The organism is Mycobacterium sp. NGS48 (assembly GCF_059812585.1).
The window spans coordinates 428,858-445,600 of the sequence record NZ_JCALCY010000002.1; the positions used below are offsets into that span (position 1 = coordinate 428,858).

Annotated in this window: 16 protein-coding genes and 1 pseudogene; 11 read left to right on the top strand and 6 right to left on the bottom strand. The window is 64.5% G+C overall.

Annotated elements, in window-relative coordinates:
• Window positions 1–9: 9 nt before the first annotated feature.
• Window positions 10–1,215, bottom strand: coding sequence for a CaiB/BaiF CoA transferase family protein (locus tag AC5Y42_RS05765; protein ID WP_499896465.1), 1,206 nt, complete (start codon window positions 1,213–1,215; stop codon window positions 10–12).
• On the bottom strand, window positions 1,212–2,744 hold the full coding sequence (locus AC5Y42_RS05770; RefSeq protein WP_499896467.1) for an aldehyde dehydrogenase family protein: 1,533 nt from the start codon (window positions 2,742–2,744) through the stop codon (window positions 1,212–1,214). Before AC5Y42_RS05770 ends, AC5Y42_RS05765 begins: the two co-directional genes overlap by 4 nt.
• 257 nt (window positions 2,745–3,001) lie before the next feature.
• On the opposite strand from AC5Y42_RS05770, the gene AC5Y42_RS05775 reads away from it, so the two are divergent.
• The 6 genes and pseudogenes from AC5Y42_RS05775 (at window position 3,002) to AC5Y42_RS05800 (ending at window position 8,250) form a co-directional block, all read left to right on the top strand.
• Entirely contained in the window at window positions 3,002–3,703 is a 702-nt protein-coding gene (locus tag AC5Y42_RS05775) for an SDR family NAD(P)-dependent oxidoreductase (RefSeq protein ID WP_499896469.1), read from the top strand.
• A 15-nt stretch (window positions 3,704–3,718) separates the two neighbouring features.
• Window positions 3,719–4,579 (top strand): mycofactocin-coupled SDR family oxidoreductase, encoded by an 861-nt coding sequence (locus AC5Y42_RS05780; protein WP_499896471.1) that lies wholly within the window; start codon window positions 3,719–3,721, stop codon window positions 4,577–4,579.
• Between the two features lie 10 nt (window positions 4,580–4,589).
• Window positions 4,590–4,784 (top strand): annotated as a pseudogene (locus AC5Y42_RS05785) (ferredoxin); the annotation flags it as partial.
• Window positions 4,785–4,843: 59 nt separating this feature from the next.
• Window positions 4,844–6,208 carry a cytochrome P450 gene (locus tag AC5Y42_RS05790; protein ID WP_499896472.1) on the top strand — a complete coding sequence of 455 codons (1,365 nt, stop codon included), beginning with the start codon at window positions 4,844–4,846 and terminating at the stop codon, window positions 6,206–6,208.
• 78 nt (window positions 6,209–6,286) lie between these two features.
• Window positions 6,287–6,700 (top strand): IS200/IS605 family transposase, encoded by a 414-nt coding sequence (gene tnpA, locus AC5Y42_RS05795; RefSeq protein ID WP_499896474.1) that lies wholly within the window; start codon window positions 6,287–6,289, stop codon window positions 6,698–6,700.
• Complete coding sequence (locus AC5Y42_RS05800; RefSeq protein WP_499896475.1) at window positions 6,697–8,250, top strand: RNA-guided endonuclease InsQ/TnpB family protein; 1,554 nt, start codon at window positions 6,697–6,699, stop codon at window positions 8,248–8,250. Before tnpA ends, AC5Y42_RS05800 begins: the two co-directional genes overlap by 4 nt.
• A 25-nt stretch (window positions 8,251–8,275) precedes the next feature.
• Here the strand turns inward: AC5Y42_RS05800 and AC5Y42_RS05805 are convergent, their stop codons facing one another.
• Entirely contained in the window at window positions 8,276–9,484 is a 1,209-nt protein-coding gene (locus tag AC5Y42_RS05805) for a cytochrome P450 (RefSeq protein ID WP_499896477.1), read from the bottom strand.
• A gap of 47 nt (window positions 9,485–9,531) precedes the next feature.
• Between AC5Y42_RS05805 and AC5Y42_RS05810 the strand changes: the two genes are divergently transcribed.
• The gene (locus AC5Y42_RS05810; protein WP_499896478.1) at window positions 9,532–10,140 is read left to right on the top strand and encodes a TetR/AcrR family transcriptional regulator; all 609 of its coding nucleotides are present in this window, start codon (window positions 9,532–9,534) and stop codon (window positions 10,138–10,140) included.
• Between the two features lie 77 nt (window positions 10,141–10,217).
• On the opposite strand, the gene AC5Y42_RS05815 is transcribed toward AC5Y42_RS05810, so the two are convergent.
• Both AC5Y42_RS05815 and AC5Y42_RS05820 read right to left on the bottom strand, forming a co-directional pair.
• Window positions 10,218–11,390 (bottom strand): acyl-CoA dehydrogenase family protein, encoded by a 1,173-nt coding sequence (locus AC5Y42_RS05815; protein ID WP_499896479.1) that lies wholly within the window; start codon window positions 11,388–11,390, stop codon window positions 10,218–10,220.
• Window positions 11,374–12,372, bottom strand: coding sequence for an acyl-CoA dehydrogenase family protein (locus AC5Y42_RS05820; RefSeq protein WP_499896481.1), 999 nt, complete (start codon window positions 12,370–12,372; stop codon window positions 11,374–11,376). The genes AC5Y42_RS05815 and AC5Y42_RS05820 overlap by 17 nt, the downstream gene beginning before the upstream one ends.
• 349 nt (window positions 12,373–12,721) lie before the next feature.
• On the opposite strand from AC5Y42_RS05820, the gene AC5Y42_RS05825 reads away from it, so the two are divergent.
• Genes AC5Y42_RS05825 through AC5Y42_RS05840 form a run of 4 tightly spaced genes read left to right on the top strand, consistent with a single transcriptional unit; the run spans window position 12,722 to window position 16,258 of the window.
• Window positions 12,722–13,810 carry an amidohydrolase family protein gene (locus AC5Y42_RS05825; RefSeq protein WP_499896483.1) on the top strand — a complete coding sequence of 363 codons (1,089 nt, stop codon included), beginning with the start codon at window positions 12,722–12,724 and terminating at the stop codon, window positions 13,808–13,810.
• 22 nt (window positions 13,811–13,832) lie between these two features.
• Window positions 13,833–14,978: an amidohydrolase family protein gene (locus AC5Y42_RS05830; RefSeq protein ID WP_499896484.1), complete on the top strand. Its 1,146-nt coding sequence runs from the start codon at window positions 13,833–13,835 to the stop codon at window positions 14,976–14,978.
• Entirely contained in the window at window positions 14,979–15,371 is a 393-nt protein-coding gene (locus tag AC5Y42_RS05835) for a Rieske (2Fe-2S) protein (RefSeq protein WP_499896486.1), read from the top strand.
• Between the two features lie 17 nt (window positions 15,372–15,388).
• The gene (locus tag AC5Y42_RS05840; RefSeq protein WP_499896487.1) at window positions 15,389–16,258 is read left to right on the top strand and encodes an alpha/beta fold hydrolase; all 870 of its coding nucleotides are present in this window, start codon (window positions 15,389–15,391) and stop codon (window positions 16,256–16,258) included.
• Window positions 16,259–16,260: 2 nt separating this feature from the next.
• Here the strand turns inward: AC5Y42_RS05840 and AC5Y42_RS05845 are convergent, their stop codons facing one another.
• Complete coding sequence (locus tag AC5Y42_RS05845) at window positions 16,261–16,734, bottom strand: hypothetical protein (RefSeq protein ID WP_499896489.1); 474 nt, start codon at window positions 16,732–16,734, stop codon at window positions 16,261–16,263.
• Window positions 16,735–16,743: the final 9 nt, after the last annotated feature.

Below are 16,743 nucleotides of genomic sequence, written 5' to 3' on the forward strand. Positions count from 1 at the left end.
CGGGTCCCCTCAGGTGACGGCGCCGGCCGTCTTGAGCTCGATGATCCGGTCCCAGTCAAAGCCGAGCTCCGTCAAGATCTCGTCGGTCTGCTCGGCGAATCCGGGCGCCGGCCCCGATGCGGGCGCCGCGACGTCGAACTGTACCGGGTTGGCGACCAGTTCGAGTTCGCCTGCCTGTATTACATATTCGTTAGCCCGGATCTGGGCGTCGTCGGCGGCCTGCAAGGTGTCCTGCACCGGCGCCCAGGGGCCCGCCAACGTCGCGAAGCGCTCACTCCATTCGACAAGAGTGCGGGTGGCGATCACGGTACTCAGGATCTCCACGGCTTCGGGCGTGTGTGCGGCGATGTCTTCGACGGTGCCGAAACGAGGATCGTCGGCCAATTCGGGGCGATCGATGTGCTGGCACACGTCGGCCCAGAACTTGGTGGGCTGCATCATGACGAAGGAGATGTAGCGGCCGTCCTTCGTCGTATACAGCCCCACCAATGGGTTATTGGGGGCGCCGTGCACACCGGGCGGCAGCGCCTCCAACCGCTGTCCGAGATGTACGGTCAACGCCACCGTGTGCCCCATCGACCACAGGCCACTGCCGAGCAGCGAGACGTCCACGATCGACGGCTCGCCGGTGCGCTCCCGTTTGAGCAGGGCCGCCGCAATGCCGCCGGCGAGGTTGGTGCCCGAGATGGTGTCGCCGTAGGCCGGTCCGGGTGGACCGATCATTCCGTCCATCCCCGCCGGGGTGATGGTGGCGGCGGTTCCGGCCCGGCACCAGAAAGCGGTCATGTCGTAGCCGCCCTTTTCCGACTCCACCCCGCGCGGGCCGAGCGCGCTGCCACGGGCATAGATGATTTTGGGATTGACCGCGCGGATGTCGTCGACGTCGATCCCGAACTTCGTGCGGTGTCCCGGCAGGAAGCTGGTCAAAAAGACATCGGAGCGGCGAGCCAGCTCGTAGAGCACTTCCTTGCCCTCGGGAATCGATATGTCCAGTCCGAGGCTGCGTTTGCTGCGGTTGGCGTGCTCGATGTTGGGATTGGGGTCGCCCTCCACCCGCAGCATGCCGGTCTGGCGCAGGCCACGCTGGGGGTCGCCGGTCACGGCGTGCTCGACTTTGATCACGTCGGCGCCCCATTCGGCCAGCACCGCACCCGCCGACGGGACGAACCCGTACATGGCGACCTCGAGAACGCGGATCCCTTCCAGTGGTCTCATGCGGCTCCCCCCGCAACAGGCACGGCAAAGGTCTTGCGTTCCAGGAACTCTTCCAGCCCGGCCACCCCCATCTCGCGGCCGACGCCGGACTGTTTGAAGCCCCCGAATGGGCTGTCGGCGGCGAAGTAGTTGCCGCCGTTAATCGAGAACGACCCGGTCCGGATCCGCCGGGCCACCGCCAGCGCCCGATCCTGGTCGGCGCTGAACACCGCGCCGGCCAGACCATAGATGGAGTTGTTGGCGATGCGCACGGCGTCGTCGTCGTCGTCGAAGCTGATGACGGCCAGCACCGGCCCGAAGATCTCTTCCTGCGCGATCTCGCTGTCCGGGTCGACGTTGGTCAGCAGCGTCGGCGCATAGAAGTAGCCCGGATCCAATCGCTGGCCACCGGTGACCAGGGTCGCGCCGGCGGCGACGGCCCGCTGCACCATGCCGTGGACCTTGTCCCGCTGGCGCTCGTTGATCAGTGGGCCCATATATGTTTTCGGGTCGGCCGGGTCGCCGTGGCGCACGTTGGCGAAGTGTCCCGCGATCAGCTCGACAATCTGATCGTGGTGCGTTGTGGGCACCAGCAGCCGAGACGTCAGGGCGCAACCTTGACCGGCGTGGGTAACCATGGAGAACGCCGCGAACATGCTGGCCATGGTGAAGTCGGCGTCGTCGAGCATGATCACGGCCGACTTGCCGCCGAGTTCGAGGAAGACGCGTTTGACCGTCTCGCTGGCCGCGGCCATGATCTTTCGCCCGGTGGCGGTGGAGCCGGTGAACGTGACCGCGTCGACGTCGGGGCTGGTGGTCAGCGCGGCGCCGACCGCCGGGTCAGAGGAGCTCAGCACGTTCACCACGCCGGGCGGGATGTCGGTGTGGTTGGCAATCAGCTCACCGAGCGCCAGCGTGATCAGCGGTGTATCCGGCGCGGCCTTGAGCACGACCGTGCATCCGGCTGCCAGCGCCGGCGGCAGCTTGGCCAACGCCAGCTGATTGGGATAGTTGTAGGCGATGATCGCCCCCACCACCCCGGCGGCTTCTTTTTCCACCCAGCGGTGATGCTGCATGCCGCGCGATTCGATGTCGCCCAGATCCTCGCTCATCGGGTAGGTCCGCAGCAGGTCGGCGTAATACCGGACGATGTTGATCGGCTCATCGAGTTGCGGGCCGTGGGTCAGTGCGCGGGTGGCGCCGACTTCGGCGATCGTCAGGTCGCGTAGCTCCTCGGCGTGGTCGACCAATGCTTGGTGCAGCTGATCCAGACACCGGATCCTCAGCTCGACGTTGGTGGACCAGTCGGTGGTGTCGAAAGCACGCCGCGCCGCAGCGATCGCGGCCTGCGCGTCGTCGATGCCGGCATCCGGTGCGTGGCCGAGCACGTCGCCGGTGGCGGGGTTGACCGAGGGGAAGGTCTGTCGTGCGGTGACGAGGCGACCGTCGATCAGCAGTCTGCGGTCGGCGGCCGATGACTGCGCGGGGCTGTCGCCGGGGACGGACTGCCGATCTCCCTCGACCGTCCCCACCGTGTCCTGCGCACTCATTTCACCCTCCTCGACACATGGATAATTGCATTCTCATACCGGGCGAATCATACATTCCAGGTACGAGAATTCAACCAAACGGGAGAAACGAGACTGCCGTACTCGTGGGGGTTCGCGATGCCCTAGCCCCACACTGTCTTCGCAGGCCGAGCAGGGTTTCTGCCCAGCCTTGCGACCAACCTCGGTCTGAGAGTAGGGTTCTCATAATCGGAAGGGAGATTCTTGGTGTTCGAGACGGTCTCTGACGGAGCCGGGACGTGAGGACCGCCGTCGTCACCGGCGGCGGATCAGGTATCGGCCTGGCCGTCGCGGAGCGGTTGCGCGCGGGCGGCTACCGGGTTGCCACCGTCGACCTCAAACCGTCCGAGACCGAGTACGCCTTCACCGCCGACGTCACCGACCGAGCACAAGTCGACGCCGCGTTGTCGGCGATCCGCGAGCAACTGGGCCCGGTGACCGTCCTGGTCAACGCTGCCGGGCTCGACGGGTTCAAACGCTTCACCCAAATCGAGTTCCCGGACTGGCAGCGGATCATCGACGTCAACCTCAACGGGGTCTTCCACATGATCCAGGCGGTGCTGCCCGACATGCTGGACGCCGGCTGGGGCCGCATCGTCAACATCTCGTCGTCGAGCACACATTCCGGCACCCCCTACATGTCCCACTACGTGGCGGCCAAGTCCGCGGTCAACGGGCTCACCAAATCGCTGGCCCTGGAGTATGGGCCCAACGGAATCACGGTCAACGCGGTGCCGCCGGGTTTCATCGATACCCCGATGCTGCGCAAGGCCGAAGAGCACGGTCATCTCGGCGACGTCGAGAAGAACATCGCCGCGACTCCGGTACGTCGGATCGGCAGGCCCGAAGACATCGCCGCCGCGTGCGCCTTTCTGATCTCCGAGGAAGCCAGCTACATCACCGGTCAGATACTCGGTGTCAACGGCGGTCGCAACACGTAACCGGAAGGAGCAGTTGTGGGTCGGGTAACAGGGAAGGTCGCGTTCGTCACCGGCGCGGCCCGCGGCCAAGGCCGCAGTCACGCGGTGCGGTTAGCCGAGGAGGGCGCCGACATCATCGCGGTCGACCTCTGCCGTGACATCGAAACCATCGGATATCCGATGGCCGACCCGGAGGACCTCGACGAGACCGCCCGTCTCATCGAGAAGACCGGCCAGGCTGCGGTGATCGCCCAGGCCGACGTGCGCGAGGCCGGTGAGTTGCGCACCGCTTTGGAGAGCGGTCTGGCCGAGTTCGGCAAGCTCGACATCGTGGTGGCCCAGGCCGGCGTTGCGGGCATGAAAGGCCAACCGCCGCTGCAGGCCTGGTGCGACGTGATCAACACCAACCTGATCGGCACCATCAACGCCATTCAGGTGGCGCTGCCGCATCTGCGTGAAGGCGCGTCGATCATCGCCACCGGTTCCACCGCGGCGCTGATGGACACCGCCAAGAAAGACAACCCGGGCAACGACCCCGGCGGCATGGCCTACGTCCACTCCAAGCGCGCCCTGTCGACCTACGTACACGATCTGGCGACCGAGCTTGCGCCGCTGGGGATTCGCGCCAACGTCATCCATCCGACCAACACCAATACTCCGATGCTGCAGAGCGACCCGATGTACCAGTCGTTCCGGCCGGACCTGCAGAACCCGACCCGCGCCGATGCCGAGCCGGTTTTCGGTGTGCAGCAGGCGATGCGGATTCCCTTCATCGAGCCCGAAGACATCAGCAACGCCGTGCTGTGGCTGGCCTCCGACGAGGCCCGGTACGTCACCGGTGTGCAATTGCGCGTCGACGCCGGCGGCTACCTGAAGTGGTACGACTTCAGCAAGTAAGGGGAGAAACGTGAAGGTTTGGGTCGACCCGGACCGCTGCCAGGGACACACACTGTGCGCCATGATCGCGCCGGACTCCTTCGTGCTCGACGACATCGAAGGCCATTCCTCGGCGGTCACCGAAGACGTTCCGCCCGAACATGAATCGCAGGTGCGAGAAGCCGCCCAGTCTTGCCCGGAGCAAGCCATCATGATTCGTGGCGATCGCGAGGGCGGCGAAGCCGGGCGACGCGGGTCGCCACAAGAGGGCACGGAGACAGGGCCTTGAGCGTCGACGACGTCGTCAGCGACAGCGATCGCAAGAAGAACCGGTATCACTTCGACCGGCACACGCCGGAATACCGAACCCAGTTCGAGAAAATCACCGAGGAGATCCACGCGAAATGTCCGATCGCGTGGAGCGAGACCTACGACGGCCACTGGGTCGCCGGCGGCAGCCAGGCAGTGTTCGAGCTGGCCCGCTGCCCGCACGTCTCCAACGACCACGACGTCAACGGCGAACGCCAGGGCTACCAAGGAATTTCGATCCCGAAAGCCAAGCGGGCAAGCGGCGTACGCGGCGGCATCCTGGAGATGGACGAGCCCGAGCACCGCAACTATCGCAATGTGCTCAACCCGTACCTGTCCCCGGCGGCGGTCAAGCGTTGGGTTCCATTCATCGATGACGTGACGCGGGCCTGCCTCGACGAGAAGATCCAGGAAGGCCGCATCGACTTCGTCGACGATCTCGCCAACATCGTGCCGGCGGTGCTGACGTTGGCGATGCTGGGTATCCCGCTGAAGAAGTGGGCGATCTACAGTGAGCCGACCCACGCCGCGGTGTACACCCCGGAGCATTCTCCAGACCTCGAGCGGGTCGTGGCCATGCACCGTCAGATGGGGCTCGATCTGCTCAACAACATGATCGAAATCCGGGAGAACCCCCGCCCCGGCATCGTCAATGCGCTCGTCCAGGCGCGGATCGACGGCGAACCGGCACCGGATATGGAGATTTTGGGCAATCTCGGTTTGGTAATCGGCGGCGGGTTCGACACCACGACCGCGCTGACCGCGCATGCCATGGAGTGGCTTTCGCAGCATCCCGACCAACGGGAGTTGCTCAGTCGGCAGCGGGATACCCTCCTCGATTCCGCCACCGAAGAATTTCTGCGCTACTTCACCCCCGCCGCCGGCGACGGACGCACCTTCTCCGACGACGTCGAAATCGAAGGAACTCATTTCAAAGAGGGTGAACGGTTATGGATCTCCTGGGCGATGGCCAACCGCGACCCGGCGGTGTTCACTGACCCCAACACGATCATCATGGATCGGAAAGGCAACCGGCACTTCAGCTTCGGCCTCGGCGTGCACCGCTGCATCGGCTCCAACGTGGCCCGCACGGTGTTCAAGTCCATGCTGACCGCGGTGCTCAACCGGATGCCGGACTATCGTTGCGACCCCGACGGCACCGTGCACTACGAAACCATCGGGGTCATCCAGGGCATGCGGCATTTGCCGGCCACCTTCAGCCCTGGGCGTCCGATGGGTGCCGGTCTCGACGAGACGCTGGAAAAGTTGCAAAGAATCTGCGACGAACAGGAACTCGCCCGCCCGATCACCGAGCGCAAGGACGTCGCCGTCATCGACTAGGGCCTTCGTCGGCGGGCCCTACCCCACCACAGCGTGGTCAGGCGAGTTTTGTCGGTGTCGTTGCGTAGTGTTCGGGTCATGTCAGGTCAGCGGTTTCGTCGCACGCTGGGAGGTGTGTGCTCGCTGGGGCTGCACTTGGTGTGGTGCCTGAAGTACCGGTGCCGGGTGTTGGGCGGGCGGGTCCCCCACCGCTTGGACGAACTGATCGGGCAGATCGCCGAGGAGCACGGTTGGCAGTTCGTGGCTGACGAAGTGATGCCCGATCACGTGCACTTGTTCGTGCGTGTCGGACCGACCGATGCCCCGGCCGCGGTGGTGCGCGCGTTCAAAGGGCGCACTGCGCGGGTGGTGCGCCAGGAGTTTCCGCACCTGCGGAGGTTGGCGAGGGTGTTGTGGTCGCCGGCGTATTTCGCCGTGTCGGTCGGCTATGTGTCGGACACGACGGTGCGCCGCTATATCGAACACCGGCGGGATGCGGTATTGGCGTCATGAGTCAACAGGTTCCGATCACCTGTGCCCGGCTGCACGGCAGCGCGGTGTATCTGGGCGAGGTCACCGGGCCGGATGGCACCGAGGCGCCGGTGTGGTCGACTGATCCGGATGAGGTGTTGGGCTGGCTATGTGATGGGTTCCGGTTCCGGTTCAACCAGCGCCGTTCGACGCGTTGCCGGTATTTGACTTGCGAGGACCGTGACGGTGATCGGGTGATGGTGAGCGACCCGTGCGGGGAGCCGGTGCTGGTGCCGATCGGGCGCACGGTGACTGATATCAGCGATGCCCAAGCCCGGCGCCGGCACAGCTTTCTGGCCGGTTTGCCGTCACTGGTGTTGGAGGCGACGCGGAAAACTGAAGCGACGGAATGGTTTGCGGCCGGTAAGCGCCGCACGACCAATAAGGCTGCGGGCCGGCGGCCGGGGGCGATGCCCGGTTTTCGCCGTAAGGATTCAGATCGGCGGTTTGTGTGCTGGTTCAACGGTGGCCGCAACGCGGTCTTCACCAAGACGGGCCGCCGCTCTGGTGTGGTGACGATCAGCGGCGCCAATCTGAGAACGCACCGCGCACCAGGATTGGGGCCCGAGGGCAAACCGCACAAGCTGGGCTGGAAGGTCACGCTGCACGTGCGGTTGTCGCAGCCGATCCGCGCCTACACGTCGGTGCGGGTGAACTGGACACGCCGCCAAGTGGTGTTCGTCAACGAGCCGCTACCCGTCGCCGACAAGGTCCCTACCGGTGAGATCGTCGGTATTGATCGTGGTGTGGTGCACACCGCCGCTGATGACCGCGGTGGGTTCTACGATGCCCCCGACATCGCTGGCTTGGACAAACAACGCAAGTTTCATCAGCGTCGGATGGCTAAATCCCGTGTGATCGCGGCCCGCCAGGGGCGGCGTTTCTGGGAGTCGAGACGCTATCAGGCGCACAAGTCCGCCGCCGCCAATTTGGCCGCGCGGCAGGTGCGGATCAGGGACGACTTCGCGCACAAACTGAGCACCCAACTCGTGCGCCGAAACGATGTCATCGGGATCGAGAAACTGCCGGTGGAACGTATGACACGGCGGCCCAAACCTGTTCGGGACCCGAACAATTCGATTCGCTTTCTGCCGAATGGGGCCGCACGGAAACGAGGGCTCAACCGGTCCATGCGCAATGCCGCGCTGGGCAGACTCGCCCAGTGCATCAAGTACAAAGCCAACCTGGCGGGGGTGGCCTTCGTTGAGGTGCCCGCCGCCTATACCAGTCAGCGTTGCCATCGGTGCGGGCACACAGCACGGGAGAACCGCGAAAGCCAAGCGGTATTCCGTTGCCTCTCGTGTGCCTGGACCGGCAATGCTGACACCAATGCCGCCGTGAACGTGCGTGAGGAAGCCCTCACGCGCTGGGCGGCGCAAACCGAACAACTGGCTGGGACATCCGGTAAGAAACCGGGCGGGATCACTCCCGTCAGCCAGGCGGGGAGCAAGAGTAAGACCGAGCCCCTCACGGGTCCGGCCCCTGAGCCGGCGGCATCTGCGATGAACCGCAAACCACCCGACGCCGCCTAACGGCCAAGGGAATCCACCTGATTCATCAGGTGGAGGATGTCAAGATGCGCAGCCGCTCCCAGCCCCGTACGGTCGAGGTCGGCGCCAGCTGCGCGGTCTCATAGTCGATGTCCCAGTCCGGCCAGCGGTTGAGCAACTCGTCGAGCGCTACCCTGCCTTCCAGCCGAGCCAGGTTCGATCCGAGACAGAAGTGCGCCCCCTTGCCGAAGGTCAGGTGTGAGCCGTCGTTGCGGTGGATGTTGAACGTAGCGGGATCGGCGAATCGGCGCGGGTCGCGGTTGGCAGCGCCGAACAACAACAGCATGGCGCTGCCGGCCGGCACCGTCGTGTCGTAGCACTCGAAATCTCTTGCCATCCAACGTGCCACGTGCGGGCCTGTCGGCTCGAACCGCAAGGTTTCGTTGATGGCACGGTTCAGCAGCGACCGGTCCTGGAATACGTCGCGGCGTTGGTCGGGATGCTCGGCGAACACCTTGGCCAGCCAGCCGATGAGCCGTCCGGTTGTCTCGTTGCCGGCACCGGCCACGACCTGGGTGTAGCGCAGCACCTCATCGCGGGTCAGCTTTCGTGTCACGCCGTGTTCGTCGTCGAACTCGACATTGAGCAGCGCAGTCATCAAATCATCGGAGGGATTCTTGGCCCGCCAGTCGATGTAGTCGGCGTAGATGCGCCCGTCGGCGATCCGGTCGGGGTCCATCACCTTCATCGGCGCGCCCGCCCTGGTGCGCAGGACGGCATCGTTGGCATCCCGGACACTGACCTGATCGGCTTCCGGGATGCCCATCAACATGCCGATCACCCGCATCGGCATCATCGAGGCCAGTTCGGCGATGATGTCGAAACCGTCCGACCCGACGTGCGGATCCAGGCAGCGCGCGCAGAATCGCCGGACCTGATCCTCGATCTCAGCCATCCGGCGTGGTGTGAAGACCCGCGACATCACCCCACGCAGCATGGTGTGCAGAGGCGGATCCTGAAACATCATGACACCGGGCGGCATGTCGAAATCCGATTGCACGAGTTCAAGGATGTCGCCGCGGCTGTTGGAGAACGTCTCCCAGTTCAGCAGCGCCTGCTCGACATCGGTATAGCGTGACAGCGCCCAGAAGTTGTAGCGCTCGTTGTAGTAGATCGGCGATTCTTCGACCAGCCGGGCGTACACCGGATAGGGGTCGGCGACGATATCGACATCGTAGGGGTCGTAGTAGACCTCGGTGTCGTTTGCGATTGTCACTGCGCCCTCTCCTTGTTTGGGCGATCGCCCAATTATATGCTGAGCCCATGTCTAGCAGCCCTTCCGCCGGGCGGTCAAGAGTGGGCGTCCGCGATTCGTCGACCCGGCGCTCGCTGATCCGGGCGACAGCCGAAGTGATCATCGACGAGGGCTACGCCGCCGCGACGTCGCGGCGGGTCGCTACCAAGGCCGGCATCCGGCCGGCGCTGGTGCACTACTACTTCCCGAGCATGGATGACCTCTATGTGGCCGTCTTGCGGACCGGGGCAGAGACGACCCTGCAGCGTCAAAGTCAAGCCATGACCGGCGATGCTCCGCTGCACGCGTTGTGGCGGCTCAACAGCACACAGGGCGCCCAGTTGATGCTGGAGTTCATGGCTCTGGCCAACCACCGCAAGGCGATTCGCAGCGAGATCGCCGCATACGCCGAGCGGTATGGCGATATGGAGTCGGCCGCGTTGACCGAGGCAATGGCCGCCCACGGCGTCGACATGAACGAGTTCCCGCCGGTGGTGATGTCGATGATCTTGACGAGTCTGGCGCGCATCATGTTGCTCGAACAAAGCCTCGGCATCACCCGCGGCCACGACGCGACCCGCGAGTTCGTCGAACGCTACCTCGACCGTTTCGAAGTGCGCGGCGGGCTCGATTCCTAGCTCCGCGATTGTGCGGTTTGATACGCACACCACGGCGCGTCGCGTATGAAACGGCACAGCCGGCGCTGACGGTCGATTCAGTGCGGCAGGCCCAAAACGCGCTGGGCGATGATGTTGCGCTGAATCTCCGACGTACCACCGGCGATGGTGCCGGAGAAGCTGCGGGCATAGCGCTCAAACCAACTCGCGAAATAGTGATCGAGGTTCATCGGCGCATACGGTCCGGTCAGCGCGGGATGCAGCAGTCCGTCGGCGCCGGCCGACGACAACGCATGCTCGCTGGCGCTTCGCTCTGCCTCGGAGCCAAGCAGTTTGAGCACGGAGATGGCCGCCACGTCTTCCTCGCCGCGCGCGGCGCGCGCCAACGCCACCGAGCCCAGCAGTCGCAGGGCTTGGTGGTCCATCGCCAACGTGGCGTACTGGTCACGCTCCAGCGCCGTGGCAGGGCGGAAATCGGCGAGCAGGTTATCCAGTCGATCAGCGAAACCCAGCCACATCATCGTGCGTTCGTGGCCGAGAGATCCGTTTGCCACCCGCCAGCCTTGGTTCTCCGGTCCGACCAGGTTCTCGGCCGGCACCCGCGCGTCGGTGAAGAACACTTCGTTGAAGTCGAGGTCATCGATCGAGCAGATCGACGGGAACGGGCGGCGCGCCACTCCGGGAGTATCCGTCGGGATCAGTAATGCGCTGATGCCCTTGTGCTTTGGAGCGTCCGGGTCGGTGCGCACAAAGGTCAGCAACACGTCGGCATCGTGCGCCCCTGACGTCCACACTTTCTGCCCGTTGACGACGAAATGGTCACCATCGCGCACCGCGCGGGTACGCAGTGACGCCAGATCGGAGCCCGCGCTGGGCTCGCTCATCCCCAGCGACGCAGTGATTTCGGCCCGGAGGATCGGCACCGCAAAGCGCTGCTTTTGTTCGTCGCTGCCGAACGACAACAACGATGCGGCAATGATGTTCACGCCCTGCGGATTGAAGCTGTGGTAGATGCGCCTACGGCACAGCTCCTCGAGGTGGACGAACTGCTGCAACACCGTCGCGTTGCGGCCGCCGAACTCCGGAGGTTGACCGGGCAGCAGCCAGCCGTTGTCGAACAGCAAGCGCTGCCAACGTCGTGTCCATGCCGGCATGTGCGACACCGACCGTGGGCGCTCGAGCGTTTCGGCTTCGGCAGGCAGATGCTCGTCGAGGAAGGCCGAGAAATCCGCGCGGAACGTCTCGACGTCGGGATCAAAGGTGAGCTGCACGGTATTCCTCTGCGATCATTGCGCGATGCTCGGCAGCGCCGCCGAGCATGTGCTCGCCGGCCTTGGCGCGCTTGAGCGCGAATTGCAGATCGTTCTCCCACGTGAAGCCCATCGCGCCGAACGACTGCAGTCCGTGCCGGAACACCAGCGACTGACACTCGCCGGCCGCGGCCTTGGCCATCGCCGCGGCCAACCGGCGGCGCGGATCGTCTTCAGCAATCGTCAGCGCGGCGAAATAGCCCAGGGCACGGGCGCGTTCGATCGCTACGTGCATATCGGCGGCCTTGTGCTGGATCGCCTGGAATGAACCGATCGGAACCCCGAATTGCTGACGGCTGCGGACATGCTCGAGGACCAGATCCAAAATGCATTGGCAGGCACCGACCATCGTCATGGCCATACCGGTCAACGCGACATGACGCGCCCGCTCGGTGTCGACGCTGACCCGGTCCGCGTCGGGGACCCGAACGCCGGCGAACGTCACGTCGGCGACATGCAGCACCGGGTCGAACACCGGGGTGCGCCGGGCAGTTACCGCACCGGCGTCGACGATGAACACCGCTGCGTCGGTGACCACGGCGAGCTGCTCGGCGCGATCCCCGTCCAGCACGTGGCGGGCGGTGCCGTCGAGCACCCATCCGTCGTCGTCGCGGCGCGCGGACACGCCGGTGTAGACCGCAGTCCCGGAGCGGTGCGGGTCGAACCGATCGGCTGCCAACGGCGCGAACTGGGTCATCGTCGCCAGGAACGGGGTGGGGTCGGCGGCGCGACCCAACTCTTCGGTCACGATGGCGAGTTCCACCGCGCTGGCCGCCTCGTTCAGTTCGGTCCAGCCGAGATCGACGTAGACCTTCCAGGCCGGGCTCGGGTCAGCGTCGTCTTCGGCGACGCTTCGCACCAACGCCGGCGGACACTGCTTGGCGACGACATCGCGGACGGTTTCCTGCCACAGCCGCTGATCAGCATCGAACTCCAAGAGCATTCGCGCGCCTCCTCGCCGCTGTGGCCAACCGTTCGAGAATAGCATTCTCGTTATCGAAAGTAACCGTCTCGGCGACGGCGAAACCACTTGCGGTCGAACAACTCGGACGCGGCGCGGCTATCAGGCGAGAAACCCGCACGACGTGGACCGGCCGTCGCATGCTGGATCAGAATGCTATTCTCGAATTGGAAGAATTTTGCTTACAGCAGGTCTCCGGCAGCAGCCCCGTGATTAATCGAAACGCTTACCGGAAATCCGTTGATTGGTGGTAAACGAGAATGTTAGATTACCTATCGACAGGCAACATGGGCCCGGCCGGTCAAACCGTTGCAGCCGGAAGGTGGCCTTCGTGATCGAGCACGCTGACGGGACACGAACACCGGTTATCGACGCGAGCGTGCACATTTTCTCCGCGTCGACACCTGACCTTCGCAACTTCCTCCGTGAGCCGTTCAAGAGCCGCGGCTTTCCCGACTACGAAATGGACTGGTACGGGGCTCCCGGCGGCGAGTACGCGAAGGGCACCGGCGGGCGTGACATCGGCTATCCGGGCTCAGACCCCGCGATGGTCGGCAACCACCTGTTTGCCGAACGCGGAGTCGACGTCGCAGTGCTGCATCCGATGGGCCGCGGGATCATGCCCGACCGGCACCTGGGCAGTGCACTGTGCGCCGCGCACAACGAGATGATGGTGTCGCGCTGGTTGGAATCCGCCGAGTTCGGCGATCGGTTCCGCGGCACCATCCGGGTCAACCCCGACGACGTCGCCGGCGCACTGCGTGAGATCGCCAAGTATCAAGACCACCCGCAGGTGGTGCAGATCGGCGTCCCGCTGCAGTCACGCGAGCTCTACGGCAAACCGCAGTTCTGGCCGCTGTGGGAAGCTGCAGCCGACGCGAACTTGCCTGTGGCCGTGCACATCGAGGTCGGCTCGGGCATCGCCTACCCGCCCACGCCATCCGGTAACACCCGCACCTATGAGCAGTACGTCAGCTTCATGGCGCTGAATTACCTCTACCACTTGATGAACATGATCGCCGAGGGTGTGTTCGAGCGGTTCCCCACGGTCAAGTTCGTGTGGGCCGACGGCGCCGCGGATTTCGTGACACCGTTCAGTTGGCGGATGGACTGCTTCGGCCGGCCGCACCTCGAGCAGACGCCGTGGGCGCCGAAGATGCCGAGCGACTACCTGCCCGGCCACGTCTATTTCGTGCAGGGCAGCCTCGACGGCCCTGGCGATGCGGAATTCGCCGGCGAATGGTTCGGCTTCACCGGCAAGGACGACATGGTGATGTTCGGCTCCAGTTACCCGCATTGGCAGTGCAACGACGTGCGAGTCCCCAGTGCCTTCACCGCCGAGCAGCGCGACAAGTTGTGCTGGCGCAACGCGGCAGAGCTCTACGGCATAGATGTCCAGGCCAGCGTGGCTGCACAGTAGAAGTTAAGCAAGGGAGACCACGATGACGACGATTCAGACTCAAGAGCGGGTCCCCGCCGCCGAGCGCATCGCTGTCCGGTGCGTCGACTCCGATGTTCATCCGGTGCCCAAACGTGGTGAGCTGACCCAATACATCCCGGAGCCGTGGCGCAGCAAATATTTCCTCGCCCGCAATGTCGGTGAGCAGATCTACTACGACGCTCCGGATTACGCGCACGCCTACGCGATGCGCGTCGACACCTTCCCCTCCGGCGGTGAGTTCCCCGGCAGCGATCCGGACATGGCATTCCGGCAGCTGATCATGGAGGCCGGCTCGGACATCGCGATCCTGGAACCCGGCGCCTACCCGGCGCGGCTGCCTGGAGCGCAGCACGCGATGTCATGCGCTTTGAACGACTGGCAGGCCAACCATTGGCTCGATAGCCACAACAACTGGCACGAGCGGTGGCGCGGGTCGATCTGTGCGGCCATCGAGGAGCCGGAAGCGACCGTTCGCGAAATCGAGCGGTGGGCCGGGCACCCCTACATGGCGCAGATCCTGATCAAAGCCGAGCCGCGCCCGTCGTGGGGGGATCCGAAGTACGACCCGATCTGGGCCGCGGCGACCAAGCACGACATCACGGTGAGCTGCCACTTGTCCCGCAGCCACTTCGAAGAGCTACCGATGCCGCCGGTCGGATATCCCAGCTACAACCACGATTTCATGGTGACTTACTCGTTGCTGGCCGCCAATCAGGTGATGAGCCTGATCTTCGACGGTGTCTTCGACCGCTTCCCCACCCTGCGGATCGTGTTCGTCGAGCATGCCTTCTCCTGGGTGTTGCCGCTGATGTGGCGGATGGACGCGATTTACGAGGCCCGCAAGTCGTGGCTGGACATCAAGCGCAAGCCGTCGGAAATCCTCAAGGAGCACATCAAGTTCACCACCCAGCCACTGGACTACCCGGAGGACAAGACCGAGTTGACCCGTGCGCTGGAGTGGATGGAGTGCGACAAGATCCTGCTGTATTCGTCGGACTACCCGCACTGGACGTTCGATGACCCGCGCTGGCTGGTCAAGCATTTGCCCAAGACGGCGCGCGAGGCGGTCATGTTCAAGAACGGCATCGCGACTTATCACCTGCCGGAAACGGTTCCGGTGCTCGAAGGTCAGGTACGGGTGCACTGAATGCCCGAAGAAGTCAAGCGGCCCCGGCTGGCACAGGGTCGCGAGCATGTCGTCGCGACGGTGGACGAAATCCCGCCGGGCACACACAAGTTGGTGCCGATCGGACGCCACGGCGTTGGTGTCTATAACATCAACGGCACGTTTTACGCCATCGCGAACTACTGCCCGCATCAAGGTGGTCCGCTGTGTTCGGGACGTGCCCGGGGCCGCAGCATCGTCGACGAGAGTGTCCCCGGCGACGCAGTGATGGTCCGCGACCTCGAGTACATCTACTGCCCATGGCATCAATGGGGTTTCGAGCTGGCTACCGGTACCACCGCAGTCAAGCCCGAGTGGAGTATCCGCACTTACCCGGTCCGGGTCGTCGGCAATGACATTCTGGTAATGGCCTGAGGTTGAGGAGAACGCGCGTGTCGTCTATCGAGATCAACGGCGGGGATGTCGTCTACGAAATCCTCGGCTCTGCGGGTGATCTCATCGTCTTGACGCCAGGCGGCCGGTTCAGCAAGGAAATACCCGGACTTCGTCCGCTGGCCGATGCGCTAGTCGACGGCGGGTATCGGGTATTGCTGTGGGACCGGCCGAATTGCGGGGCCTCCGACGTGCAATTCTATGGTCAGAGCGAGTCGCACATGCGGGCCGAGACCCTGCGCGGCCTGTTGACCAAACTCGACACCGGACCGTGCATCATCGCCGGTGGTTCGGGCGGAGCGCGAGACTCGATGCTGACAACCATGCTCTATCCCGAACTCGTCACCAAGCTCGTGGTTTGGAACATCGTCGGCGGTATCTACGGAACCTTCGTCCTGGGCTCGTATTACGTGGTTCCCAGCATTCTCGCGGTACGCGGCAGCGGGATCGAGGGACTGCTCAAGGTCCCCGAATGGCGCGAGCGCATCGAGGAGAACCCGGCCAACAAGCAGCGACTGCTCGACCTGGACCGCGACGAGTTCCTCACGGTGATGCTGCGCTGGCTCAATGCGTTCGTCTCCAAGCCGGGCCAAACCATCCCTGGTGTCGACGACGAGATGTTCGGCCGGATCACGGTTCCCACCTTGATCATCCGTGGCGGTGAGAACGATTGGGATCATCCCAAGCGGACGTCACTGGAAGTCAATTGTCTGATCAAGGGTTCCAAGCTCATCGACCCGCCGTGGCCGGAGGACGCCTGGGAACGGGCCGGCGAAGAGCGTGCCGCCGGAAAGGTGGATCGCTTCAACATGTTTGACACCTGGGTGCAGGCCGCGCCCGCAATTCTGGGGTTTTTGAGCAGCCGATGACGCTACGTCGTGAGAATGTGGACCTCAGAGTTGAGCGCGGATTCCAGCGCGGTGTGAATACGGCTCTCCGGCATCCGATCCAGGTCGGCCTGCCGCAGCGTCACATAGACAACGTCAAATCCGTCGTCCCCCGGTACGCGCTCGATCTCGCCGGTGAGCCCGAATCCCGCCAGTACGCCGTGTGCGTCGTCGTCGGTTCCCCGGCTGACGTAGGTCACCACGCCGGCAACCGGGTCGGTGCCGAACGCCTTGCGACACAGCTCGACTGCGGTCCGCGTGACCGCCTCGACGTCATCGCCGGCGATCAGCAGTTGCACCTCGCGGCGACCGATCGGCATGGCGCCAAGGCTGATGTCCAGCACGTCGGCGCCGGCTGCTTGCGCGAGCTCCAGGAGGGCGACCATGCCCTGGTCTAACTGCGCAGGTGTCAGCGCTCCCGACGGGTCGACACCCACCCGCACCACCGCGGTTCGCATGCACACCAG